21 protein-coding genes and 2 pseudogenes are annotated in these 23759 nt (G+C 59.8%); 13 read left to right on the forward strand and 10 right to left on the reverse strand.

All coding sequences use genetic code 11. The features are described from left to right. The first annotated feature begins 1 nt into the window (after position 1). Positions 2-1972, forward strand: a complete 1971-nt coding sequence (gene ligD, locus QCE88_RS39635; RefSeq protein WP_309911369.1) for a DNA ligase D — start codon at positions 2-4, stop codon at positions 1970-1972. A 54-nt stretch (positions 1973-2026) separates the two neighbouring features. Here the strand turns inward: ligD and QCE88_RS39640 are convergent, their stop codons facing one another. From QCE88_RS39640 to QCE88_RS39650, 3 genes are all read right to left on the reverse strand, one after another. Further along, positions 2027-2248, reverse strand: a complete 222-nt coding sequence (locus QCE88_RS39640; RefSeq protein ID WP_309911370.1) for a hypothetical protein — start codon at positions 2246-2248, stop codon at positions 2027-2029. A gap of 87 nt (positions 2249-2335) precedes the next feature. Beyond that, on the reverse strand, positions 2336-3307 hold the full coding sequence (locus QCE88_RS39645; RefSeq protein WP_309911371.1) for an SOS response-associated peptidase family protein: 972 nt from the start codon (positions 3305-3307) through the stop codon (positions 2336-2338). A 57-nt stretch (positions 3308-3364) separates the two neighbouring features. After that, positions 3365-3718, reverse strand: coding sequence for a hypothetical protein (locus QCE88_RS39650; protein WP_309911372.1), 354 nt, complete (start codon positions 3716-3718; stop codon positions 3365-3367). A gap of 485 nt (positions 3719-4203) precedes the next feature. Between QCE88_RS39650 and imuA the strand changes: the two genes are divergently transcribed. From imuA to QCE88_RS39680, 6 genes and pseudogenes are all read left to right on the forward strand, one after another. After that, the gene (imuA, locus tag QCE88_RS39655) at positions 4204-4944 is read left to right on the forward strand and encodes a translesion DNA synthesis-associated protein ImuA (RefSeq protein WP_309911373.1); all 741 of its coding nucleotides are present in this window, start codon (positions 4204-4206) and stop codon (positions 4942-4944) included. Beyond that, positions 4868-6331 carry a DNA polymerase Y family protein gene (locus tag QCE88_RS39660; RefSeq protein WP_309911374.1) on the forward strand — a complete coding sequence of 488 codons (1464 nt, stop codon included), beginning with the start codon at positions 4868-4870 and terminating at the stop codon, positions 6329-6331. Before imuA ends, QCE88_RS39660 begins: the two co-directional genes overlap by 77 nt. A 118-nt stretch (positions 6332-6449) precedes the next feature. Next, positions 6450-9563, forward strand: a complete 3114-nt coding sequence (locus tag QCE88_RS39665) for an error-prone DNA polymerase (RefSeq protein WP_409018323.1) — start codon at positions 6450-6452, stop codon at positions 9561-9563. 88 nt (positions 9564-9651) lie between these two features. Beyond that, the gene (locus tag QCE88_RS39670) at positions 9652-9795 is read left to right on the forward strand and encodes a hypothetical protein (protein ID WP_309911375.1); all 144 of its coding nucleotides are present in this window, start codon (positions 9652-9654) and stop codon (positions 9793-9795) included. A gap of 576 nt (positions 9796-10371) precedes the next feature. After that, a pseudogene (locus QCE88_RS39675) lies at positions 10372-10485 on the forward strand (CsbD family protein); the annotation flags it as partial. Between the two features lie 171 nt (positions 10486-10656). After that, a pseudogene (locus QCE88_RS39680) lies at positions 10657-11918 on the forward strand (putative Na+/H+ antiporter). Positions 11919-12423: 505 nt separating this feature from the next. On the opposite strand, the gene QCE88_RS39685 reads toward QCE88_RS39680, so the two are convergent. Continuing rightward, positions 12424-13311: an AraC family transcriptional regulator gene (locus QCE88_RS39685; protein ID WP_309911378.1), complete on the reverse strand. Its 888-nt coding sequence runs from the start codon at positions 13309-13311 to the stop codon at positions 12424-12426. Positions 13312-13444: 133 nt separating this feature from the next. Between QCE88_RS39685 and QCE88_RS39690 the strand changes: the two genes are divergently transcribed. The 5 genes from QCE88_RS39690 to QCE88_RS39710 all read left to right on the forward strand — a co-directional run bounded on the left by QCE88_RS39690 (position 13445) and on the right by QCE88_RS39710 (position 16486). Continuing rightward, positions 13445-14188, forward strand: coding sequence for an SDR family oxidoreductase (locus QCE88_RS39690; RefSeq protein ID WP_309911379.1), 744 nt, complete (start codon positions 13445-13447; stop codon positions 14186-14188). Positions 14189-14205: 17 nt separating this feature from the next. Then, complete coding sequence (locus QCE88_RS39695) at positions 14206-14601, forward strand: VOC family protein (protein ID WP_309911380.1); 396 nt, start codon at positions 14206-14208, stop codon at positions 14599-14601. Position 14602: 1 nt separating this feature from the next. Next, positions 14603-15586: a saccharopine dehydrogenase NADP-binding domain-containing protein gene (locus QCE88_RS39700; protein WP_309911381.1), complete on the forward strand. Its 984-nt coding sequence runs from the start codon at positions 14603-14605 to the stop codon at positions 15584-15586. A 10-nt stretch (positions 15587-15596) separates the two neighbouring features. After that, complete coding sequence (locus tag QCE88_RS39705; protein WP_309911382.1) at positions 15597-15923, forward strand: nuclear transport factor 2 family protein; 327 nt, start codon at positions 15597-15599, stop codon at positions 15921-15923. A gap of 92 nt (positions 15924-16015) precedes the next feature. Next, positions 16016-16486 (forward strand): nuclear transport factor 2 family protein, encoded by a 471-nt coding sequence (locus QCE88_RS39710; protein WP_309911383.1) that lies wholly within the window; start codon positions 16016-16018, stop codon positions 16484-16486. Positions 16487-16841: 355 nt separating this feature from the next. Here the strand turns inward: QCE88_RS39710 and QCE88_RS39715 are convergent, their stop codons facing one another. The 4 genes from QCE88_RS39715 to QCE88_RS39730 form a co-directional block, all read right to left on the reverse strand. Then, positions 16842-17867: a DUF1254 domain-containing protein gene (locus QCE88_RS39715; protein WP_309911384.1), complete on the reverse strand. Its 1026-nt coding sequence runs from the start codon at positions 17865-17867 to the stop codon at positions 16842-16844. A gap of 71 nt (positions 17868-17938) precedes the next feature. Further along, complete coding sequence (locus QCE88_RS39720) at positions 17939-18823, reverse strand: transporter (protein WP_309911385.1); 885 nt, start codon at positions 18821-18823, stop codon at positions 17939-17941. A 119-nt stretch (positions 18824-18942) separates the two neighbouring features. Next, a complete protein-coding gene (locus tag QCE88_RS39725) occupies positions 18943-20325 on the reverse strand; it encodes a DUF1254 domain-containing protein (protein WP_309911387.1) in 1383 nt (460 codons plus the stop codon). A gap of 25 nt (positions 20326-20350) precedes the next feature. Next, on the reverse strand, positions 20351-21148 hold the full coding sequence (locus QCE88_RS39730) for a hypothetical protein (RefSeq protein ID WP_309911389.1): 798 nt from the start codon (positions 21146-21148) through the stop codon (positions 20351-20353). A gap of 395 nt (positions 21149-21543) precedes the next feature. On the opposite strand from QCE88_RS39730, the gene QCE88_RS42180 reads away from it, so the two are divergent. Further along, on the forward strand, positions 21544-21750 hold the full coding sequence (locus QCE88_RS42180) for a helix-turn-helix domain-containing protein (protein WP_409018324.1): 207 nt from the start codon (positions 21544-21546) through the stop codon (positions 21748-21750). Between the two features lie 708 nt (positions 21751-22458). Here the strand turns inward: QCE88_RS42180 and QCE88_RS39735 are convergent. Both QCE88_RS39735 and QCE88_RS39740 read right to left on the reverse strand, forming a co-directional pair. Beyond that, a complete protein-coding gene (locus QCE88_RS39735) occupies positions 22459-23142 on the reverse strand; it encodes a DUF6988 family protein (RefSeq protein ID WP_309911390.1) in 684 nt (227 codons plus the stop codon). A gap of 90 nt (positions 23143-23232) precedes the next feature. Then, the gene (locus tag QCE88_RS39740) at positions 23233-23754 is read right to left on the reverse strand and encodes a hypothetical protein (protein ID WP_309911392.1); all 522 of its coding nucleotides are present in this window, start codon (positions 23752-23754) and stop codon (positions 23233-23235) included. Positions 23755-23759 lie beyond the last annotated feature (5 nt).

Raw genomic sequence — 23759 nt, forward strand, 5'->3', positions numbered from 1 at the left:
CATGGGTCGGTGGACCGGTTCGCGCGCGACTCGGGTACGCGCGCCCGACACGGCGCCAGGCGAAATGCCGGCGCTCATTGAGCCTCAACTGGCGACGCTGGTCGAGCGTCACCCCGTGAAAGGGAAATGGTCCTACGAGATCAAGTTCGACGGCTACCGAATGCTCGCTCGCATCGAGCGGGGCGACGTCAAGCTGATCACGCGCAACGGACACGACTGGACGGCGCGCATGCCGCGGTTGCGAGACGCGTTGGCAATCCTGCCGGTCGACAGGGCCTGGATTGACGCGGAGGCAGTCGTGCTGGACGCCAGCAGCAAGCCCGACTTCAATGCGCTGCAGAACGCTTTCGACCGGCGCAGTACGGCGGACATCGTCCTGTATGTCTTCGATCTGTTGTGGCTGAACGGCAATGACATCCGCGAGCAGCCGCTTCGATCGCGTCGGGCCCTGCTTCACAAATTGATGCAAAGCGTCGAAAGCCCTCTCCTTCGCTATTCCGACGACTTCGCCGAGGACCCGGCGTCGCTCGTGGCGTCCGCCTGCAAGATGAAACTCGAAGGCATCATCGGCAAGCGCGCCGATGGGCCGTACCGCTCGGGTCGCTCGAACGAGTGGATCAAGCTCAAGTGCAATCTCAGGCAAGAGTTCGTGATTGGCGGCTTCTCGCGTGTGAAGGGTGCAAAGTCTGGCGTGCGTTCGTTGCTGCTCGGCGTCTATGAGCAAGACGGCACGCTCAGGTACGCGGGCCATGTTGCGCCTCATCTGACGCCTGCGCGCAGTGCCGCGTTCAGCAAGCGCGCTCAAGCCTTGCTTCAGACTGAGCCCGCCTTCTACAACGCACCGCAACCCGAACGCGATCGCGAGTTCCACTGGCTCGCGCCCGACATTGTGGCGGAGGCGTCGTTCCTGGAATGGAAGCCCAACGGCGAAATCCGGCATCCCGTGTTTCATGCCCTGCGCGAAGACAAGCCTGCACAGGCCGTTACGGAAGAAAAGGTCATTGACGATCCACAAGTCGAAGGTCATGAGCGGATCGGCTCGACGCGCGAACGACCCGGTCCCCGCGGCACAGTCATCGTGGGGGACATCAAGATCAGCAACCCGCAGCGCGTGATGGATCAGGCCTCAGGCCGCATCAAGCTTGACGTCGTGCGGTACTACGAGGCGATCGCCGAGTGGGCGCTGCCCTACCTGCGTGCCCGGCCGCTTGCGCTTGTACGCGCGCCCGACGGTATTGCGGGCGAACTGTTTTTTCAGAAGCACTCCGAGCGTGCGCGCATTCCCGGCGTGGAGGAGTTGCCCGTGAGCCTGTATCCGGGACACAAGCCGCTGCTGGTTGCCAATACTGCCGATGCGCTCGTTGGTCTCGCTCAGATGAGCGTCGTCGAGATCCATTCGTGGAACGGCGCGGCGCCCGATCTGGAACATCCCGATCGCGTCATCTTTGACCTCGATCCCGATCCCGCCTTGCCTTGGTCAGCGATGCTGGAAGCCGCATCACTCGTCAAGGTCGTGCTGGATGAGCTGGGCCTGCGCTCATTTGCGAAGACGAGCGGCGGCAAGGGCTTTCATATCGTCGTGCCCCTCACCCGCCGACAGGGCTGGGAGGACGTGAAGCTTTTCTCCCAAGCGGTCGCACAGCACATGACGCGCGTCGTGCCGCAGCGATTCTCAGCTGTGCTGGGGCCGAAAAATCGCGTTGGCAAGATCTTCATCGACTATCTGCGCAATGGTCGCAGCGCCAGTACGGTGGCCGCGTTTTCGGTGCGCGCCCGCCCCGGCATGGCGGTTTCGATGCCGATATCGTGGGATGAGTTGAAGGACGTAAAAAGCGGTGATCAGTGGACGATGGCGCAAGCCATCCAGCGACAACGCACACTCGCAGCGGATCCGTGGGAAGGCTACTTGCGCACGCGGCAAGGCATCACCGCCGCGATGCGCCGGGCAGTCGGCATGAAGCGGTCGGCATGAAGCGCTAGACAGGCAGCACCTCACGCCGGCGGGACAGCAATCACCTTAGCCATGTCACCCACGCGCCTCGGTGCCCTTCAGTTCACCGTGCTTGTGGGAGTGCGTCGCCGCGTATTTGAGCTCAAAGTGGGCACCTTTGCCGCTTCTCGTCGGAGGAAAATGTTCGCCCTCGACACACGTGACTTCGAACGTATCCTTGCCATCGTCATGAACGACGGAATAGATGCCGGACAGCTTGACGATCTCACCGGGCTTATACGAGTTGTCGCCTGGCATCGTTGCACCTCCTCAGTAAAGAACAACGACAGCGAAGCAAGGCGCGTTCCGAGCAGCCACCGGCAAGCGGCTCCCGTTGTCCACGATCTACGCGGCAAGTCGATGCTCGTAGTAAGGCCGGTCTCGGTCCTCGAGAATCGCGTCGAGTGCTGCAAGGTCGGACGCCTGCGGATTTAGCCAGACGTCGACGTTTTCTCGCTTGATTGGGACGATGCAGCGGTCGTGGCCTGCTGCTTCCACCTCAGCAGGTGGTTCATCGGTGATGGCGGCAAACGAGAGGAGATCCGGCTGACCGGGAGCCGTCCACTTCGACCAGAGACACGCCACCATCAGCAACTGACCGCTGTTGGGGCGAAACTCCAGGACGACTTTTTCGCCGGGTGCCTGCGGTCCGTCATGCGTCTCGAATAACGTGTTCTCGCACTTTGCTCTCGCGACGTTCTCGTAAAAGACGTCAACGAGCAGCAATCCGTGTGTGTAGCCGAAACACGGCTTCCAGAACTTTTCCAGACTATCGCGCCGCGCGTTATATGTTCCGGGGTACTTAACATCATAGTTCGCAGGCTTCCCCGCGATGCGACACTGGTAGCGCATCGGCTTGACGACATACTGCCCGTCTTCGACCACGAGCACGGGCGCATAGTAGCCGGGAAAGATGCGTGAGTCACGGGGCTCTTGTTCAGTTCGACCGAAGTCGGCCAAGCGCCGTAACGCCGCATCGATCTTGTCGGTTGCGATGCGCTTGCTTTCGGTCGCCGCTTTGGTCGTTTTTGTCTGCAGCGTGCGTTCAGCATCGGCCAGCCGCGTTCGCTGCTTGAAAAGCTCCTGCTCGACCTTGGTCGCCTGTTCCGCGTTGTATCGATCAATGAAGGTCTTGATCTGACGCTCGTCATCGGTTTGAGGCTCGCGGAAGGCGTCTTCCATCGCCTTGGGGATTTTTGCCTTGCTGCCCTCGGCGCGCTCCCAGAACAGTCGCGCGAATTCGCGGATGTCCATCTGTGCGCCGAACATCTTCACGTAGCGGCGATAGTCAGCCTGGATTTGCGCGGAGTAACACATGTATTGGGTTCCCCTCTTGTCGTGATAGCGGCGCTCCAAGGAGTCGTGCCCAGGACGTCAGAGCGCCTCTTTGCACAGCGCCAGCATCTTCTTGATGACGGTGCACGAATAGTTCAGTTGCATGTCGCCCGTGAAGAGCGCCTGGACATTCGACTGGCGCACCGCGATGCCGGCGCCCTTCAGGTCGCGTTGTGCGATCTTGAGCGCCAGCTGGCCGAGGCGCACGCGCTCGAGCCAATCCATCCAAAGGCGATTGCGTCGAAGCCAGATGCGGCAACTCTCTACGAGATGATCGACTCGCCACTCGTAGGTGAGCGAATGGGAGGCTGCCACGGTCGCGACCAGGAAGCACAGCAGCTCCGCGCGCGCGTCCGACACATCCAACACTTCGTTGCTATCAGATCCGGCCATACGTCGTCTCGTTTCGTCCTTTACTTCGTACCTGGTGCTTGGAACCTATCGACATTCTCTAACTTTCGGAGGTAGGGGACCGTCCGCGGCGTGGGGCATGGCCGGTCCCCAATCCATGTGAAATGCAACTACCGATCTTGTTCATAAAACCCCACAGACTGTTCGCAAGAGCGCGCCGCTCGAGCCCTCAGCAATTCGCTTTCAGAGTGGACCGACGGGGGAAATCTACCGCCGGGCGCTCAATGCCCCGCCTGAAAAATAATTGTGGGCGCCGGCGCCGGAATCAACCTGACTTCGTCTTGGGCGCCCGGCTTGGGCAACGCCCAAGGATTGGTTACCGACCGCGCTGCCGGCGCCGTTCCGTATTCCCCGCAGTAACCAAGCAGGATAGTCGCCCGAGATGCCAGCCGCGACAAAAAAGGGCGCAATACCGCGTTGCGGATTTCGATGTAAAGTACTGTACATACATACAGTACTTATGCAAAATGGCAGCCCTGCCCAAACATGTCGAGTCGATTCACCCAAGCCTCTGGCGCGGATCGCAGTTGGCGCGTGCCTACGGTAAGACCGTCGACACCGGCTACGCGGCGTTGTCGGCGGAGTTGCCCGGCGGCGGCTGGCCGCTGGGTGCGCTCGTGGAATTACTGGTTCAGCAGCCCGGCATCGGGGAAATGCGTCTGATGCGCCCGGCGCTCGCGCGAGTAGCTCAGCAGGGTCAGCAGGCTCAACGCGCTCGGCGGCCCGTCGTGCTGCTGCAGGCGCCGCATGTGCCGAATGCGCTGGCGTTCTCGTACCTTGGCGTGCCGCTGGACAAGCTGATGTGGCTGCGTGCGTCGAAAACGGCGGACGCCTTGTGGTGCGCGGAGCGTGTGCTGCAGGCCGGAAGTTGCGGTGCGCTGCTGTTCTGGCAGCAGCACATCCGCTCCGAGGCGTTGCGGCGCTTGCATCTGGCCGCTCAGGCGACCGAGACGTTGCTGATCCTGGTGCGTCCGCTTGCCAGCGCCCAGGATGCGTCGCCGGCGACCTTACGGCTTGGCGTGCGACCGGCAGAGGGCGGGATCGCAGTCGACGTGATTAAACGGCGCGGTCCCAACCGAACTGAGCCATTGACCGTCACCCTACAACCGTCGCCGATCTTGCTGAGTCCCCATGGCCGTGTTCGTCGCCATTCACTTGTCCCGGCTTTCGCTGGAGGTGTTCAGACCGAGGTGGTCGCCTCTGTCTGAGCACGGGTGCGTGGTGCTCGAGCGCGACAAAGTCATCGTGCTCGATGCGCTGGCGAGGGACGCGGGCGTGCGAGTGGGGATGAAGCGCGGCGGGGTCACGACGCTCGCGCCCGAAGCGGTGATGTTCGACCGGAGCGCCGCGCGCGAACACGAGATGCAGCGCGAGGTGGCGATCGCGCTGCTGCGCTTCTCGCCGCAGGTGGCCGTGTGCGAAGAGGAAACCGTTGTCGTCGACGTCACCGCGAGCTTGCGCCTCTTCGGCGGCATCCTGCGTGTGTGCAGGGACATCAGGGACGTCGTCAAGACCATCGGCGTCACCGCGCGCATGAGCGTCGCGCCCACCGGCCGTGGTGCGTGGCTCCTCGCCAAGCCCGGCCACCGGCGCGTGCTCAAGATGCGTTCGCTCGAACGCTACCTGGGCGTCTTGCCCTTCATGGTGGTGCCGGAGCTGCGCCCCTTCGCCGACTGGTTCAACGGACTGGGCTGCCGCGTCCTGAGTGATATCCAACGCCTGCCCCGTGCAGGTTTAAAGAAGAGATGTGGCGTGGACCTACTCGATTCCCTGGACCGGGCCTATGGCCTGGCACCTGAACTGCACGAATGGCTCGAACTGCCGCCGACCTTCAGCGCACGCGTTGAACTGCCTGATCGCGTTGAGCATGCCGAAGCCATCCTCTTTTCCGCGCGGCGACTCGTCGTGCAGCTCTGCGGGTGGCTCGCGGCTCAGCAGCTGGCGCTCACGCATGCCACGATCACGCTCGAGCATGAACGCGGACGCCAGGCCATCGAACCGACGCTCATTGAGATCGCACTCGCTGAGCCAACCTGGCATGAAGAGCACCTCGTTCGTCTCTTGAAGGAGCGACTCGGGCGCACGGAGCTCGAAGCCGCGGTCATCGCCGTGCGGCTCACGGCCTCGGAAGTGCGAGCGGCCGAGCCGCCCAGCGATTCGCTGTTCCCCGAACCAGGTGGGTCAGCGCAAGACCATAACCGGCTGCTAGAGCTCTTGGCGGCACGTCTGGGCGCCGAAAATGTGCTGCGGCCAGCGCCCGCGCCTGATCATCGCCCGGAACACGCCAATCAGTGGGTGCCCGTGCAGAGCCCCTCGAAGACCCTCCCTGCGCCTGATGATCTCCCGCGACCGACGTGGCTGCTGCATGCGCCGTTACGGTTGATGGTCAAGAAGCATCGTCCGTTTTACGGTTCGCCGCTCAAGCTCGTCTCGACCGGCGAACGGATCGAGGCCGGATGGCATGACGGGGCGCTGGTGACGCGCGATTATTTTGTCGCGGAAGCGGAGGATAAAAGCTGCTACTGGATCTACCGCGAACGGCCGAGCGTCAAGACCGAGGAAACGCGCTGGTTCCTGCACGGGTTGTTCGGCTAAGCGGATAAGCAGGTGGCATTGTGGACTTTCCCTCATCGGCCCTGCCCGACTACGCGGAGCTTTTCGCGTTTAGTAAAACTTTTCGTTCCTGCAAGGCGCCTCGCACGGAGAGGAGCTGGTGCTGCGCGCGTCGCAACTCGGTTACGCGGGACTGGCCATCACCGACGAGTGTTCGGTCGCGGGCGTGGTGCGCGCGCATGTTCAGGCCAAGGAAGAGAAGCTGCCGCTGATTATCGGCTCGTACTTTCGTCTGGTTCATGCGAATCAGGGTGCGGATAGCGGTCCCAAAAACCGCCCCGCTACTGGTCCTGCTGCTGGTCCCCCATTTCGCCCCGCGTTTGGCCTGATCTTGCTCGCCCAAAACCGTGAAGGTTACGGCAACCTGTGCGAGCTCATTACGCTTGCGCGCATGCGGGCGGCCAAAGGCAGCTACCTGCTGACACCCGACGATCTCACGCGGCCGGAACCGAAGTACGCGCATTTGAAGGGCGTTCCCAACTGCCTCGCCATCCTGGTGCCGGACTTCCCGGCGAATGAAGAGACGCTGACGGCGCAAGTCGACTGGCTGCGCCAGACCTTCCCGGCTCGTGCGCGGATCGGGCTCACGCTGCATCAGCGCGCGATGGACGACATCCATCGCGGCATCGTTGAACAGGTGGCGTTGCGAGCCGGAATTCCGGTCGTGGCCACCGGCAATGTCGTGATGCACGTGCGCTCGAGAAAACCCCTGCAAGACACCATGACCGCGATTCGCGTCGGCAAACCCGTGGCCGAGTGCGGGTATGAGCTGGCGCCCAATGCCGAGCAGCATTTGCGTTCTCGCCTACGGCTCGCGAACCTGTATCCGCCGCATGCGATTGCCGAAACGTTGAGGGTGCTCGCGCGCTGCAATTTCTCGCTGGACGAATTGCGCTACGAGTATCCGGACGAACTGGTCCCCGAAGGCTACACACATGAGGCCTATCTTCGGCAAGAGACCTATATCGGCGCACACCGGCGCTTCCCTGCCGGTGTCCCACACAACGTGCAGCAACAGATCGAGCATGAGCTGCAGCTCATTCGCGAGCTTCGCTATGAAGCGTATTTCCTGACCGTCTATGACATCGTGCGCTTCGCACGCAGCCATCACATCCTCTGTCAGGGTCGCGGATCGGCGGCGAACAGCGCGGTGTGTTACTGCCTAGGCGTCACCGAAGTCGATCCCTCACGCGGCAACATGCTGTTCGAGCGCTTCATCAGCAAGGAGCGCGGTGAGCCGCCCGACATTGATGTCGACTTCGAACACCAACGGCGTGAAGAGGTGATCCAGTACATTTACCGGAAGTACGGGCGCGATCGCGCGGCCATCGCCGCGGCGGTCTCGACCTATCGTCCGAGGGGCGCACTTCGGGAAACCGGCAAGGCGCTCGGCATTGATCCACAGATCGTCGACAAGGTCGCAAAGAGCCATCAGTGGTTCGATCACTCCCAGGATCTGCTGCGTCGCTTCGAAGAGTCCGGCCTCGATCCTGCCAATCCGCTTATTACCATGTGGGCCAATCTGGCGGCGCAGATCCTCAATGTCCCTCGCCATCTGTCGCAGCATTCGGGCGGCTTTGTGATCAGTCGCGGCAAGCTCACGCGGCTGGTTCCCGTCGAGAACGCGGCGATGCCCGACCGCAGCGCCATTCAGTGGGATAAGGACGACCTCGAAGCGCTCGGCCTGCTGAAAATCGACGTGCTCGCGCTCGGCATGCTGTCCGCGATTCGACGCACGCTCGATATCGTCTCGGAGCAACGCGGTGAGCGCTTTGAAATGCAGGACATTCCGGCCGAAGACGCGGCCACCTACGAGATGATCTCCCGCGCCGATACGGTCGGCGTCTTCCAGATCGAGTCGCGCGCACAGATGAGCATGCTGCCGCGCATGCATCCGCGAGAGTTCTACGATCTCGTGATCGAAGTCGCGATCGTGCGGCCGGGACCGATTCAGGGCGGCGCCGTCCACCCCTACTTGCGGCGGCGCCAGAAGCTCGAACCGGTCACCTATCCCAGCAAGGAATTGGAAATTGCGTTGGGCCGAACGCTCGGCGTGCCGATCTTCCAGGAGCAGGTGATGCAGGTCGCCATTCTTGCTGCCGGCTTCACGCCGGGCGAGGCAGATCAACTCCGGCGTGCGATGGCGGCCTGGAAGCGCAAAGGCGGCTTGCAACAGTACTACAATCGCATCGTGGGCGGCATGCAGGCGCGCGGGTACGACAAGGCATTCGCAGAAGCCATCTTTGAGCAGATCAAGGGGTTCGGCGAGTATGGCTTCCCGGAGAGTCATGCAGCAAGCTTCGCGCTCCTCGTCTACGCGAGCAGTTGGCTCAAGTGCCATGAGCCAGCGGCCTTTCTGGCCGCCATGCTCAACTCCCAGCCGATGGGTTTTTACTCGCCCTCTCAGTTGGTGCAAGACGCGCGGCGTCATGGCGTCGAGATGGCGCCGATCGACGTGACCATCAGCGGATGGGATTCTGTGCTGGAAAAGCGGCCGGGTCACGACAAGCCGTTGGTTCGGCTCGGCCTTTCGTTGCTCAGGGGCATGCGTGAAGGCGCCACCGAGCGGATCGAAACGGCACGCGCCGTGAAGCCGTTTACAAGCGTCAGCGATTTAGGGCGTCGCGCGCAGCTCGATCGCCGCGACCTGCAGGTGCTCGCGGCAGGGAACGCGCTCCGGTCACTTGCGGGGAACCGTCGTGAAGCGCTGTGGCAGTCCGCTGCCGCGGTGCCCGACCGCGACATCTTGTCCGATACCCGAATCGACGATGAAACGCCGACACTCGGTGCCCCGTCTGAAGCGCAGGAGATCGTGAGCGACTACGACACCGCGGGACTGACGCTCGGACGCCATCCGCTATCGCTCTTGCGGCCGGCGCTGCTTGAACAACGGCTCATGCCGGCTTCGACCTTGCGGACCTATCGAAACGGCCGTCTCGCACGAGGCTGCGGGCTCGTGACCGTACGGCAGCGACCTGGCACCGCGAAAGGCGTCATGTTCGTGACGCTCGAAGATGAGACGGGCAACGTCAACGTCATCGTATGGCCCTCACTGCTTGAGAAACAGCGACGTGAAGCGTTGGGCGCTGCATTACTTGCGGTGTATGGCACCTGGCAATGCGAAGGCGAAGTCCGTCACCTGGTCGCGCAGCGACTCGTCGACATGTCGCACCTGCTTGGCGGACTAACGACCGTCAGCAAGAACTTCTGTTGAGCGTGGCCGTGGCCTTTTCCTTCCTGCGCACGACGAGAACCGGCTGCCCCCGCTCGGCATGCGGCCTTTTCCATTCCTCGATGTTGGCTTGCCCGACGTCGACGGCGGCCTATCTATGCAGGCGATTGCGGGCGGCCGGCCCGAGCAAATTCGCTTGCGTTGTGTCGCCGTGGCGGGCGACCATCGCCGTCACGACGATATCAGGCTGGCACATTTCGACGGATTTTTGTGAAGGCTTTCACTGAAAAGTGACAGCGCGCAGCACTTGATGCATGCTGAGGCGCTTAGATCGAACGGTCACACAGACGCGCAATGCTCCGGCTCTGACACCAATAGTTGCATTGGTGCCGATTTGTCCCCTTGGACTCAGCCGTAACTCTATGCGGGCGCAGGCAGCGCGGCCCCCCTCCGCGACCGGCGCAGATTCCACCGTCATTCATAGGTTCCGCTGGCAGCAGAAATCAACGGCCGGCTGACGGCTCGTGGATACGGCCCAGGACTATGCCGTATCTGTTCGCCCTGCGCCGTCTGGCAGGACGCTCCGTTTTTGCAAGGTTTGGGCGGCATCGAAAAGCGCTGCTTCCCGACTGACAAAAGCCTCATGGCATTGGAGAACCACGGGCGGCGAATCGTCATGCGAACCTCGGACAACGGCTATCCAGATCCAACCGCCTGCCTCGCGTTCAACTTTGATTTGCGGGGTATAGGACACAGTTAATGATCTCCTTTGCGAAGTCATAGCATGGGTCGGCACCAACCTTGCGAGTGTACTGAAGCCTGCAATCGGCAGGAATCGAGGAGAACCGCGATGAACGAAGATCAGGTCAAGGGCGTGGGCGAAAAAGTTAAGGGAAAAATCAACGAAGGCGTTGGAAGAATGACGGACGACTCGGTACAGGAAGCAAAAGGCGACGCGCAACAGGTCGACCGCTACCTCAAAAGAAGTGATTGAGCGGTATCTCAGTCGCCAATCCCGGGACAAGATCTGCGGTGCTTGCGCCTGTCCGGCTCGCCCGACCAAATTGAAAGCGCGTTGTAACATTGCCGAATTGGCAATGCCGCTCTGGTTCAAAACCCTACTACCCTTCGCTCGATGCCCCATTCCGTTGAAGTTACTGCCGCTGTCATCTTCGCAATTGCTCTGCTCATACGTTCGCCGTAGCCCGAATCGAAACGCTTGGCCACCACTTTCCACGGCACTCAGGGATATTTCACTTCCTGGCTGAAGTCGAGGTCGTCTTCGGATTTTGGGCGCTGGTTCTTTGTCTCGTCATGTGGGCGCTTGTCGGGTCTAAGGCGACCGTCGGATACCTGGAGCAGCGCGAATTCACCGAGGCGCTGTTCGTCTTCGTCATCATGGTCATCGCGGCAAGCCGACCGATTCTTGTCCTCGTAACGAACGTCGTTATGGGGCTCTCTCGCTTCTTGCCGCTGCGCGCAGAGGTTGCCGTGGTGTGGTTCTCGTTGTCCGCAATTCCGCTGCTGGGCTCCCTTGTTACCGAACCGGCCGCAATGACGCTCGCGGCGCTTCTCTTGCGGGACAGACTGTTCGCCGCTCCGGTACCCGAACGCGTCAAGTACTTCGGACTCGCATTACTCTTCGTGAACGTGTCGATCGGCGGCGTCATGACGGCGTACGCCGCACCGCCGGTGCTGATGGTCGCAAGTGCCTGGGGCTGGAACACGGGTTTCATGGCTGCAACTTTCGGGTGGAAAGCAGCCCTTGCTGTTCTTTTCAATGCGACTGTGTTCGTCGCAATCGCGGCGAAGAGTGTCCCGTCGCGGCCGACGACCGAAGACACTGGCGATTTGCTATCGAAGCGCGTCCCGGTGGGCGTCACGTTTATTCACATCGGATTCCTCGCGCTGGTCGTCACGAATCCGCATCATGCCGTCGTGTTCGTCGGGGCGTTTCTTTTCTTCCTCGGCTACACGCAGGCATACGAGCGCCATCAATCGCCTCTCATGCTTCGCGAAAGCCTCCTCGTCGCCTTCTTTCTCGGCGGACTGGTGGTGCTCGGCGGGCTGCAACAGTGGTGGCTGCAACCGGTCGTGGGTTCAATGGACGCTCTCACCCTTTACTTCGGTGCGACGGGGCTGACGGCAGTGATGGACAATGCCGCCATCACTTATCTCGGCTCACTGATCCCTGGCTTGTCAGACAGCGCAAAGTACCTTCTGGTGGCCGGCGCGGTGACGGGCGGCGGACTGACCGTGATTGCCAACGCGCCTAACCCGGCCGGGTTGGCGATTCTCGGTAATCGGTTCTCAGGAAACGCTGTAAGTCCGCTGCGATTGCTCGGCGCTGCGTTGCTACCGACCATAACGGCGGGCGTGGCATTTCTGATCCCGTGAAGCACCAGGTCACGGACCGCCTTCCGATTGCTCGGCTCGGTCTCGTGTTAAAGCTGGAATCAAACATCTGTCGGTGATCGAAACGACTGCGTGATGCCAACCGCGAAGCATGGCCCGCGACGTGATACTTGCGTCGGTAGGCGTCCGATGACACTGTTTCTCGGACAGCAGTTCGGGGCGGACGATGGGCCGCTTCCGTTTAATGTCAGCGGCCGGCGGATTGCTGACGGTGGCGGGCGCCGCGGCAGGACCACAACCCCACATCAGAAAACTGACACTAACGACCCTCAGCAGCCAATTGCGCCCAGCCTGCCAGCGTCCCTTGACAACAACATACCGGACGCTCAACTCGAACGTTCCGGTGGGCTCAACGATCTGTGATTCGATCGGCTGAGAACCTCGAATGACCGTCAACTTGTCGATGTCCAGTCGTCCGCCTGGAGCGCGTCAATAATCTTCGATACCTGGACGAAGACCGCCAAGGTATATTTTTCGTGTGCGTTTGCTAATCACCCTGGAGTTCCTGCGCGGCTTTCGCAAGATCTCTGGAGGGCGGCAGGCCGAACAAACGCGCATATTCCCGGCTGAACTGGTTTGGACTTTCGTAGCCGACGCTGAAGGCGATCGATGTCGCGCTGCCCTGACCGGAGATCAGTTGTGACCGCGCGTGCAACAACCGGATACGCTTCTGATACTGCAACGGACTCAATGCCGTTACCGCCTTGAAATGGCGATGAAATGCCGAAACGCTCAGCGCCGCCATCTCGGCCAAGGCATCAACCCTTATCTGTTCGGTGAAGTTGCGTCGTATCCAGTTAATCGCAACGCCGATACGCGAAAGCGCCGTGTCCGGCGATGCGATATCTCGCAGCATCCAGCCGAGCGGCCCTTGAAGCACCCGAAACAGAATCTCGCGCTCGTACGAGGGAGCAAGCACCGCGATCTCGTCCGGCCGCTCCATCAACCGGAGCATCCGAATCCAGGCGTCGAGCAGTTCATCATTGACCGGTGCGACTGAAAATCCAGAGTCGAACAGCGTCCTGCAGACCTGCACCGGCAGATCGCGGATGAGCGCCGCGACGATGGTGGGATCGAGCGTCAGGCTGACTGCAAGATACGGTTCGCCGGTCGCGGTCGGATGGACGGTACCGACCGCGGGTAGATCCACGGACATGACGAAGTAGGTCGCCGGATCATAGTGAAAGGTCCGGTCACCGACCGTCATCGTCTTCGATCCCGTCAGGATCAGGTTCACCATAGGCTCGTAGACGGCGGCGAGCAGGTGCTCGGGGATTTCTCCCTGGACCATAGCGACACGCGGAATACCCGTCTCGGTGCGCCTGTTTTCAGCCCGGGACGTTAGTGCTCTTAGTTCCTGCAGTTGCTTTTCCATGGCCCCACGCTAGCAGAGGCCATCCGGGCATGCAATCCAAAAGCAGAAATAGGCAAGTTTCGAGGAGGATCGGGTGAGTGCGCGGTGCTCGATGGTCGTATCTTCACTCTCACCAGACAGACGGGAGAGACCAGTGAAGATTGTCATTGTGACCGGAAGTAGTCGTGGCATTGGTGCCAGCACCGCACTCGAATGCGCCAGGCGTGGAATGGGTGTGGTCGTCACCTACAACAGCAATCCGGAACAGGCGACACAGGTTGTGAAAGCAATCGCCGGGATCGGCGGGAAGTCGGTTGCCCTGAAGCTCGACGTCGGCAACAGCAGCTCGTTTCCCGAGTTTCGCGAAGCGGTCTCCGCACGGATTAATGCCATCTGGGGCAGGCAGACCTTCGACTTCCTCGTGAACAACGCCGGGCACGGCCTCTACGCTCCAATCACCGACGTGACCGAAGGCCAGTTCGATGGGCTGTTCAACGTGCATCTCAAGGGACCGTTCTTTTTGACCCAGGCACTTCTGCCGCTGATCGAGGACGGCGGCCACGTCGTCAACGTCACCAGTGCGACCAGCCGCGTCGCCACAGCAGGCGTCGCGCCCTATGCCGCGTTCAAGGGCGGACTGCAGGTTCTGACTCGCTACATGGCCAAGGAATTCGGGGAGCGGCGCATCAGAGCGAACTCGATTGCGCCGGGAGCGATCAGCACAGAGCTGGGCGGCGGATTGAACGATGAATTCGAGGCCATTCTTGCGGGCCAGACGGCGCTCGGGCGGGTGGGCGAGCCCGAAGACATTGGCGGCGTCATCGCAAGCCTGCTATCCGACGAGAGCCGCTGGATCAATGCCCAGAACATCGAAGTGGCGGGCGGTTACATCATCTGAATCGGGGAGAAATCATCATGCTCGACCACGTCTTCATATCCGTCAGCGATATCAATCGCTCGATCGCTTTCTACGAGAAGGCGCTCGCACCGCTCGGCATCGTACATGCGATCGACTACGACGGCAGCCAAGGCCCCGCCGGCCACCCTGATCTCAAAGGTTTTGGTGCGAACGGGCGCGTGTTCTTCTGGTTGCGCGAAGGTACGGTCGAAGGTCGCGCCGCACACGTCGGTTTCATCGCCGATGGCAAGCGCGAAGTCGATGCGGCTTTCTCGGCGGCGATGTCAGTAGGTGCCACCGAAATCCGTCCGCCCGGGCCGCAGCGTCACTATGACCCGCGCTATTACGCCGCTCAGGTGCGCGACCCCGACGGCTACAGCCTCGAATTTGTCTATAAGGAATGGCAGCACTGATATGAAGAAGCTCATGATTTACGGCGCGACGGGATATACCGGTCGCATGGCGGCAGAACATGCCTCAGCAGCAGGTACGTCGATAATCCTCGCAGGACGCAATGAAGCGACGCTCGTACCGCTTGCTGCGAGGCTCGGGGTGGAGTATCGGGTCTTCGCGCTCGAAGACTCTTCTGTGATTGACCGATCACTCTTTGACGTCGGTGTCCTCCTCAACTGCGCGGGGCCATTTTCCAGGACCGCCAATGTCCTGATGACGGCTAGCATCTGCAACGGCGTGCACTATCTCGACGTCGCCGCGGAACTCGACGGATATCGTCTGGCCGAAGTGCTCGATGCAGAGGCCAGAACTGCTGACGTCATGCTTCTGCCCGGCAGCGGCGGCAGTGTCGCAATGCTCGGGTGCCTTGCCGAGAATGCTGTTGCGAGAGCGAACAATCCCTCGAGCATCAAGGTGGCGATGCACGTCTCGGGCGGTCTGTCACGAGGCTCGGCCGTCAGCGCCATGGGGAGCGTCACCGTCGAAACTCTGGTGCGGGCCGACGGGAAGCTGGTCCCCCGGCCTGCAGGAGCCATCCGAGGGTTCGACTTCGGAAAGGGTGCCGTCGACTGTTTTCAGGTGACACTCCCCGATCTCATCACGATCTGGCGATCGACGAACGTGCGAAACATTGAGACGTTCGTCCACGTGACGGGCGATGGATTTCCACAAGGTGATCTCTCTGCACTGCCAGACGGACCGAGCGTGGAGGAACGACTGGCCAATCGGTACCAGGCGGTCGTTGAGGTAACTGATTCCGACGGCAGGATCTTCCGCTCGGTTCTTGATACGGTCAACGGCTACACATTCACGGCAACTGCTGCGGCCGAAGCTGGCCGGCGCGTTTTGGCCGGCGAGGCCCGCCCGGGCTTCCAGACGCCCGCGATGCTGTTCGGCAGCGGTTTTGCCAGGACAATCGCCGACACCACCATCGTAGACGTTTGAGGAGCAGGCCATGGAGAAACTCATTGCTACATTTATCCAGACCGCCAATTCCTTCGACGTCGAGAGCGTGGTGACCCTTTTCACAGCCGATGCAGTTATCGACGACGTTTCCGTTGGCGATGCCTTTGTTGGTGCCGAACTTATTCGCCTCTACCTCAGGCAATTTTTCGTTGGCTACAAAACCGCCAGCAAGCTTCTGTCCCTGGAGCAACTGGACGACTTCACTGCCGTCGCTCGCGTGGATTTCACAGGCGACTTTGGCCACGAGATCGGGACTCTCAAGATCAAGCGCAACACCGATGGTCTTATCGAGCGAATCGACGCGAATCTTGAATAGCGATCACGGAATACAGCCATTGCTGCTTGCCTGGGCGCTGATGCCGCGATGGCTTCACTTCGCAAACTTCTGGAATAGGAAGGGCAACACTTATGACCATGTCAACATCACTCACCAACGAAGCCGCAGACAAGCTTGCGGTTGTCGATGCCCTCTACCGGTTCGCCGCGGGTATTGACCTTCGCGACAGGAACCTTCTATCCTCTTCACTCGCAGAAAACGCCGTATCGGACTTTCGCCAGGCCGCTGCTAAAGCCGGGTTCGACTATCCGGTCATCGAGGGCAGAGACGTTATCGTCGAGGCCCTCACGGTATCTCTCGCGACTCTGGATACGACGCACTCCGTCACAAACCCGCGGGTCACCATCGCCGGGGAGACTGCCCGCCTCGATGCACTTGTAGAAGCCCAGCATGTACCACGGGGCGATCATACTCGTCACTATCTGATGAAGAACCGCTACGATGTCGAACTGGCAAGAAAGGGCGATGTCTGGGTCATCACGCGGAGCACGATCGACAACGTCTGGCGCTCTGGAGATCCTGCGGTTCTTTCTGTTGTGTAGAGTGTGTTTGGCTGGAGACTGAACTGCGGCGTGATCGAGTTAGCGTCGCCACGACGCTGCGCACTCGGTCACTCCATCCGGAGCACATAGTAGGCCTTGCGGTTATGCCTGTTTATCACCCAATGACCGAATTGCGCCAGGCAGCGGGCGTCCGCGCAGGCTTGGCGATTGACTCTTCCTGGCCGCGTACCGCCCGACGACCACGCGCGGCGATCGCCGCAGGCGCGGCCTTCGTGCGAATGGCATGAACCGACCCTGAGCGGCCGGTCGCGCCGTCGCAATTGGAGGGCAGGTACTGGAACGCAAGCGGCCACTGACAGAGTGCGCTTAGGCTGCGGCGCGGCGGCTCACGGAGCTAATCCACGGGTACTGGATCAGGAAACTTCCATGCACCCGTCAAGATCTCTACGCGGGGCCGATAAAGTCGAACGGTGTAGTTCCACCCAGCGACGGTGGGCAGGCAATTCGACTTAGCCGAATCGCAGCCGCCGAACTGCATATCGATGCTTCCATCGGAACCCTTTTCCGCAGTGAGGTTGTTGAGCGTATAGGCGTTCTGACTGTTCTTCTCGAAGTATCCCTTCGCGTTATAGACGCTGACGGACCAGAAACCATCAACCGGAACGTCCTTCACATGCAGGCGATAGACTGTCTTGCCGTCGTTGGGCGATGGGGTGATGTTTAGATACGTCGCATCCCGGTCGGGGTTGCCGCCCCACGCCGCAGCTGTGCCGACCAAATGTCGAATCGGGTCGACCTCTTGTCTGGTTCCGAAGGCTTGGCGAAAGTCCGGAATCGTTGTGGCAAGAACTAGCAGTGCATCCCGGACTTTCTTTTGGCTCGCCGCGTCCCACCGGGGAAGCTCCAGCTTTCCCGGCGACTGCTGGCTCATCGTAATCGCGTCCTGCAACGCATGCACCTGTGCGATGTCCTCCCGGCTGGCTGGATTGACGAGAGTGCGGATACCGACGACCACGTACCGGGTGCCGACGTGCTCACGTGTGAGCGTGTGGGCTCCGGCGCCGTAAAATACGTTCGGCACGTAGTGATCTTCGTTGATGACCTGCATTGACATAAAGCGCTTGCCGGGGTCCGGCATCGTGATTGTCACCGGACCTGCCTCAAGGTCGAAGACGCCAGACGTGTAGAGCGTGTCTCGGTTGAGTCTAACAATGGCCTGGTCTTCGATGGCAGCGGGTTCTCGTCGGTGCAGCAGTTTGCCCAGGCCGCCCTGTTTAACGAGAGCGCCGATGTACTGATCAGATTCTGCTCGCACGAAGTTATCGACCGTCACCGGTGTCGACGTCCCTTCTGCACACACGACGGGGACAACGCCCACCAGTGCAGTCGCCAAAACAAAGAAACACCGTGCCTTGCTCATTGCGATTCCTTCTTCAGAACGTGACGGCAGTTGCCGGGGCGACTGAGCGTCGGATCAACCTCGGAAAGCTGCTACTGAAAGGTGGCGCCCACCGAAAGCTGAACGACGTTGCCTTCCGGGCGCCGACTTACCTGGAATTCGTTGACCCACCGAAGCGACGCTGAAACGGGCGTCTGGCTGATCTTTCCGGTCCACGTCACCATCGGCCCGACGCCCAGGGCATGACCGCTCGCCCCGCCTGTTAGTTCAGCAAGTCCGCCGGTGTCGTTTCCAAGTTGCTGAATCCAACCGCCCACCGCCCCGACACCCCATCCGCCCGGAAATCGTTTGAGCGCGAGAACATCGAGCACACTCAGCGGAGCATTGTGGTAATGCGTCTTGCCGTTAGCCGTATAGAACTGAACGCCGTAGTTAGCCGACAATTCGATGTTCTGCGAGGAAATAAGATGCGTGTAGGCGACGGTCGGAATGAATGTCCACGTGTTCTGCCCGGCATTGGCAAGCCGCCCGACGCTGTATGCACCTGTCGGGGCATACATCTGAACGCTGAGCGCGATGTGGTCTGACTTCGAAAAGTGATAGCCGGCGACAACCGGCGTGAAGAAAATGTCCGCGAACTGCGTGGCATGATCGTTCGGCAGGATACCGTTGAAACTCGACACGTTCGTGTACTGGAACGGAACGCCAAATGAGGAGGCAAAATTCCATCCGCCGACGGACACGCCCCACGTCTTCACGAGATTCGCAATCGTATAAATAACTTTGAAATCAAGCCCGGCGGAAACGGTTCCGGCAATTGGGAGCGACCTCGATGCACCGAGCGAGCCGTCGTAATAGATGGTGCTCAAGGACACGATCCAGTCCGACGTCGCCGGAACAATACCGGCGTAGGGCATCACCTGTTCGCCTGTTAGCGGCCGTCCGATGCCTCCCTCAGTCGCGTCGGCAAGGCTCACGAAGCCAGCGCCCAATGCGACGGTCAACGCCGCGGTTGAGCACGCCCATCGAAAACTTAAGCTCGAATTGTTCGACACAGCAGTCTTCCGTCGAGTTGGCCAGCGATCAGCGCCCCGCATTACCGTTTCTGCGGAACCGGGAATTTCCAGCTTCCGTCGAATACCGTTTCACCCGGTCCGTATATCCGCGCGATAAGGTCATAAGGGCCGTGCGGCGCGGGCAGCCAATTCGACTCCTTGTCCGCGCCCGGCGATGCTTGCTGGACATAAATGTCGAGCGAACCGTCCGTGTTGTATTTGAGCCCCCTTGTCCTGTCGCCAATCGAATAGCGCTTGATCGCATTCGCAACAAGGTGCCGTCCCGGAAGGTCGTACATGGTCATCGACCAAAAGAAGCGCGCCGGAGGAAGGTCCTTTTTATCGAAATGAATGATATAAGGCTGCGAGCCGACCAACTGTTGATGGTCGGCGTTCAGCCGCGTGCCAACGTAGACTGCCTCTTCCTTGGTGTTCCCGTAGATGCCCATGGCTGCCGCGACAGCGCGTTTCAGATAGTCGCCGTTGAGGTCTTCTCGAGTACCGAACAGGTCGTACGAGCTCGTTGTATGCTTTTCTGCGTCAGCGAGCGCGGCCTTTCCGTCCGCCACGCCTGCCTCGATGCCTTGCTTCAGGTCCGGCGGCAACGCCGATGCATCGAATCGCTTCCCGGGCGCGATGCCGATCTTGGCGAAGCGCTGCATGAGTTCGACTTCCGATGGTGCAGTCGGCTGCGTGAACTGCAACAGGAAGTTGAGATAGGCGATGAAGTCAATCGACGTCACCCTTACCTCGTTCCATACAGGAAAGCTCCCCTTCGGTGCGGGGCGAGGTGCGCTGCTGCACTCGAATGCCGAGAGCGGTGTGAGGCGGTATTGTTTTTGGATCGCCTGCATCTGCTTGATGTCGTCCGGTCCATTCAACGCGGTCCGACCGAGCGTGAGTATGAAGTCCGTTTCTGAGCGAAATACCTTGTCGATTCCCTTCGGGGTGTCGCCGGTCCAATGCGGGCCAGCGAAAAGATAATGCCCCGCGCCGTCTCCCGTCGTACGCGATCCGACGTAGGCGAAGTTATAGGTGAACAGATCGATCCACTGAAAGACGTAGTAACGGTTGTCCGGGATTGCAGGAACGCTCAGCACCCACGGCTCTCGTCGAAGGTCCAGCCACGCCCAAGAGTAAGGCGTGTCGTTGTTAGGCGTCACGATGTCGGTGTTCTCAGGCCCGTAAGGCTTCGCATAGTTGCGAAACTTCCCGAAACCGCCGACGTACGCCTTCGATTTCGGATTGATCGCCTGTTCATACATCGTCTTGTAGTTGTACAGCATCGGGTAAGCGTAGATGTACGCATCCTTAGCGATGCTGCGCGCGTCGTCAGCACTAGTTGCGGCTTGCGAATAAGCGTTTGTCGCGAGAAACAGCAGGCTCAGTGCAAGCCATCCGATACCACCGATGCTTCGATGCATGGGTTTGCGTCCTCTAGTCCTGGCTCTACTTCCCGAACGTCATGTTGAGGCCTGCGAAGATCTGCCACTTGGGCACATTTCCGGAATGTGCAACCGAGTACTGCGGCTCAATGAAAGCGTTGTAGATAGTCGAGCCACCCCGCCAAGCTTTACCAGCGCCGAGGCCCACAGGTATGTAGTAGTTGCCGCGCTGAAGATCGAACGTCCACACCCCAGTTGACCGGATGTACCAGCCATCGGGCAGATTGAAGAGGCCGAAAGGCTGCGCGGTGAGCGACTGCACCGTCGGACGGCTGCTTTGACCTGCGAACGAATGCTGCCATTGCACCAATGCACCGATCAGCCTTGCCTTGTTGGCGTTGACGACGACCGCAGCAAGGCCGGCTTGCCATTTGCCGGTGCCGAGAGTCGGGTCTGTTGCCGTAGGCGCTGTGACGAGCGGTCCAACGCCGAATTGCGTCTCACCTTGGCTGAGCAAAAATATGTCAAAGAGATTAATGTCGCCCAAGCCGGTGTTATATCCGCCGCTGGGATCCGGACGGGTGCTAATCGGCACTGTCATACGAAAAATCTCGGGCACAGGAACAATCCCATTCGGTCCGATGGGTACCGTTGGCCTGAGCAGGAAATCGTTGGTATGGCCGTTGACGCCGAAAAGGCTGGGCGCGAACGAGTTCTGGATGTTGAAAGACGAAGCTAGATTGAGGGGGTTGTTGCTCTTATTGGCATCGTCGGCGCTCCCTTCTGCAAGGCAAGCGAGACTTGCCAATGCCAACGGAAGCGCAGCGATTGCCCGACACCACCAGACGTAACGATTTCTCACGTGCCCTCCTCGGTGAAGGCGCGGACGATAGAAAGGACAATCGTTAACCAGAAATGAGCGGCCCTTGCGACTTTTGTCTACGACGATTTGTTGGTCCGTTCGCTGAATGCTAGCAAACATTTTACGGATTGCCAAAAAACATTCGAGTACAACTGGCGACGGGAGACGCACCTTCGTGCGCGTGCAGTAACCGAAGTCCGCAATGTTTTAGGCGATCTTGCACGCCATGGCCAGGCTTTATTTTTTGGGACCAATGGTCTATCAAACGTAAAGCGAACACAGAGTTTTCGATGCTGATCAGGCTACCGTTATGCTTGTTCTGTCTTGGTCGACAAGCCGCTGTGGGCGACTCTGGTTCTGGTGTCCTCCGGCGGACTCTTCGGGAGAAACGCTCAATGCTCAAAGAAAAGGCCGAGCGGCCCACAGTGACGCGCCGTGTTCGTGCTGGGGAGATGATGTCGCAGGGAGCGTCAGACCGAGACGTCATAGAAGCGCTACAACTGTCTAGACAAACGGTACATCGTTATCGGAAGCTTTTCGAAGCAGGCGGAGTCGATGCTATACAGGCACTTGGAGTCGGGGGCAAAACGTCGCGGCGGTAATCAACGACACGACTCGCAACTGCCCGAAGTATGGCTTATTCGCGATGTATCGATCCGATCGATGTCTTTCGTGTCAAAGCAATTGCGATGTAAGTGCACGTCCACGGCGCGCTCGTCGCTACTATAGGTGCGGTTACCGCCGTCCCTTTCCAATGAGCAGCGGACCATCGGATGTCGAAGCTGCCAATGCCGCGAATGGCCGGAACTGGCCGGAAGCCGAAGCTGAAAGTCTGTCCGCCGCCGCGTCGCGACAAACGGGCAATCAGACTAGGCGGGGATTTCGTCGCACAGTCTATGTATCGCATTGTAGTATTTATTAGTTATCCTTCATTAATTATCGTGTCGATCGTTGACACGACGGCGTTATGTCAAGCCCACCCTCGAGCGACCCATGCCGATGATTGCTGTAGGTTCTGCTGACACCCGACGCTCCTGCGCGTCCCGACCGAAGTATGCGCATTTGAAGGGCGTTCAAAATTGCTCTGCAATCTTGGTGCCTGACTTTCCGGGCGAATGAAGCGACGCTGACTGCGCAAGTCGATTGACTGCGCCGCGCCTTCCCGACGCGTGGATGGGCCGGCGCCGCATCAACGCGCGATGGACGATATCCATCGGGGCATCGTTGAACAAGCAACATTGCAAGCCAGAATCCTGGTCGTGGCGACCGGCTGTTTCTCTACGACACTTTTGCCAGTGCAATAGAGTCATTCAGTCATTCACCTCCCGTTCTGTTGGCACATCTTTCTTAGACCGGATCTCGACAAGGCCGAGTGCATCGAGAATGCTCACCAGCTCTCCCTGCAGCATATGCATTGATTCCCGACCTATCTTCTCTTGACCAGGAACAACACGCTTACTCGCAAGCTCTGTAATTTCGATGGAAGCATGCGTTGCGAGCGCGGCGCTGAAGGTAAGCAGCGAAACAATTTCCTCTGGCGGCATCTCAAATTGTCCAGACCTACGGACTATCGATTGAAAGCTGTGGTGTACATAACCGTGAAGTGTTCTTTTTGACTCGGCCCACATGCCAAGCAGATCGTTGTAGCGCGCGACGCCTGAACGCTGCACGATCATCTTAATTGCACGTTCTAAATTGAGACTATCTTCGCCTCTTTGGAAACGCAAGAGTTCGGTATCGTCCGCCCATTGCAACCAAAGCCCACGGATCAGAGCTTCAACGGACGGGCGCATCAAGGCTGTGGCCGAACCGACGAGGCCATGCTGGACCAACAAGAGACAGGATTTCTGGTGCTCGTGAACTATCGAGAACGCTGTAGCTGCCATATGGTCTGGCTCAGGAGCGTGCAACTCGAGTCCGTAAAGTTTCTCTTCGCTCCAGGTTGCAACCTGCTGGGCAATTTGCAACGCATGCCGCACCCCAACGTGCTGCATGTACGGAGGCCATTTCTCGACATCAGTTGAGTTCATTCTTGAAGGAAAGTGATAGAGCTGCCGCCGACCAACTACACTGACCGGCGAACGCTACTCAGCAACGTCGTCCTCAATTCTTCGTCGCGCAATGAAGAGGCCACCGATCCATGCGTTTGGGTACCGTTGTCGAAGAACGGTCTTCATCGCGACAAAGTGACTCCCGGTGGTCAGGACGTCGTCCACCACGAGGATGCGCTGAGGAGCGGGATCGGCGATGCCCTCATTGATCCTGTAGAGCGCGATCAGGTCCTCGGCATGCATGCGGTCGCCTCCTCGTATCGCCGCCTGACTTGAAGCTTCGTAACTCCCCGCCTGCAGCACAAGTTGCCTGACGTCCGCATTCGTCCCCTCGGCCATATGAGCAAGGACCAGTTCAATTCGGTTGTCATACTCGGGATGATTGACTTCTTTTGAAGGAGGAACGGGAACGAACGTGACCGTCGCAAGCGCCTCTGCGTTCAACGCCTCGCGAAAGGCTAAGCCGGCACGACGAATATCTCGTTCTTTGTATTGGTATTCAGGACGCCCCCTTCTAGTGACCGACTTCTTGATGTTCAAGATCATGTCGTTCATGGGGC

The organism is Caballeronia sp. LZ035, assembly GCF_031451175.1.
In the GTDB taxonomy this organism is placed as follows: domain Bacteria; phylum Pseudomonadota; class Gammaproteobacteria; order Burkholderiales; family Burkholderiaceae; genus Caballeronia.

Coding starts and splice junctions, on each gene's coding strand:
- QCE88_RS39660 (WP_309911374.1), top strand. CDS start 4,868: ATGGCCGTGTTCGTCGCCATTCACTTGTCCCGGCTTTCGCTGGAGGTG.
- ligD (WP_309911369.1), top strand. CDS start 2: ATGGGTCGGTGGACCGGTTCGCGCGCGACTCGGGTACGCGCGCCCGAC.
- QCE88_RS39705 (WP_309911382.1), top strand. CDS start 15,597: ATGGAGAAACTCATTGCTACATTTATCCAGACCGCCAATTCCTTCGAC.
- QCE88_RS39715 (WP_309911384.1), bottom strand. CDS start 17,867: ATGAGCAAGGCACGGTGTTTCTTTGTTTTGGCGACTGCACTGGTGGGC.
- QCE88_RS39645 (WP_309911371.1), bottom strand. CDS start 3,307: ATGTGTTACTCCGCGCAAATCCAGGCTGACTATCGCCGCTACGTGAAG.
- QCE88_RS39685 (WP_309911378.1), bottom strand. CDS start 13,311: ATGGAAAAGCAACTGCAGGAACTAAGAGCACTAACGTCCCGGGCTGAA.
- imuA (WP_309911373.1), top strand. CDS start 4,204: ATGGCAGCCCTGCCCAAACATGTCGAGTCGATTCACCCAAGCCTCTGG.
- QCE88_RS39650 (WP_309911372.1), bottom strand. CDS start 3,718: ATGGCCGGATCTGATAGCAACGAAGTGTTGGATGTGTCGGACGCGCGC.
- QCE88_RS39700 (WP_309911381.1), top strand. CDS start 14,603: ATGAAGAAGCTCATGATTTACGGCGCGACGGGATATACCGGTCGCATG.
- QCE88_RS39735 (WP_309911390.1), bottom strand. CDS start 23,142: ATGCAGCACGTTGGGGTGCGGCATGCGTTGCAAATTGCCCAGCAGGTT.
- QCE88_RS42180 (WP_409018324.1), top strand. CDS start 21,544: ATGCTCAAAGAAAAGGCCGAGCGGCCCACAGTGACGCGCCGTGTTCGT.
- QCE88_RS39740 (WP_309911392.1), bottom strand. CDS start 23,754: ATGAACGACATGATCTTGAACATCAAGAAGTCGGTCACTAGAAGGGGG.
- QCE88_RS39710 (WP_309911383.1), top strand. CDS start 16,016: ATGACCATGTCAACATCACTCACCAACGAAGCCGCAGACAAGCTTGCG.
- QCE88_RS39640 (WP_309911370.1), bottom strand. CDS start 2,248: ATGCCAGGCGACAACTCGTATAAGCCCGGTGAGATCGTCAAGCTGTCC.
- QCE88_RS39725 (WP_309911387.1), bottom strand. CDS start 20,325: ATGCATCGAAGCATCGGTGGTATCGGATGGCTTGCACTGAGCCTGCTG.
- QCE88_RS39695 (WP_309911380.1), top strand. CDS start 14,206: ATGCTCGACCACGTCTTCATATCCGTCAGCGATATCAATCGCTCGATC.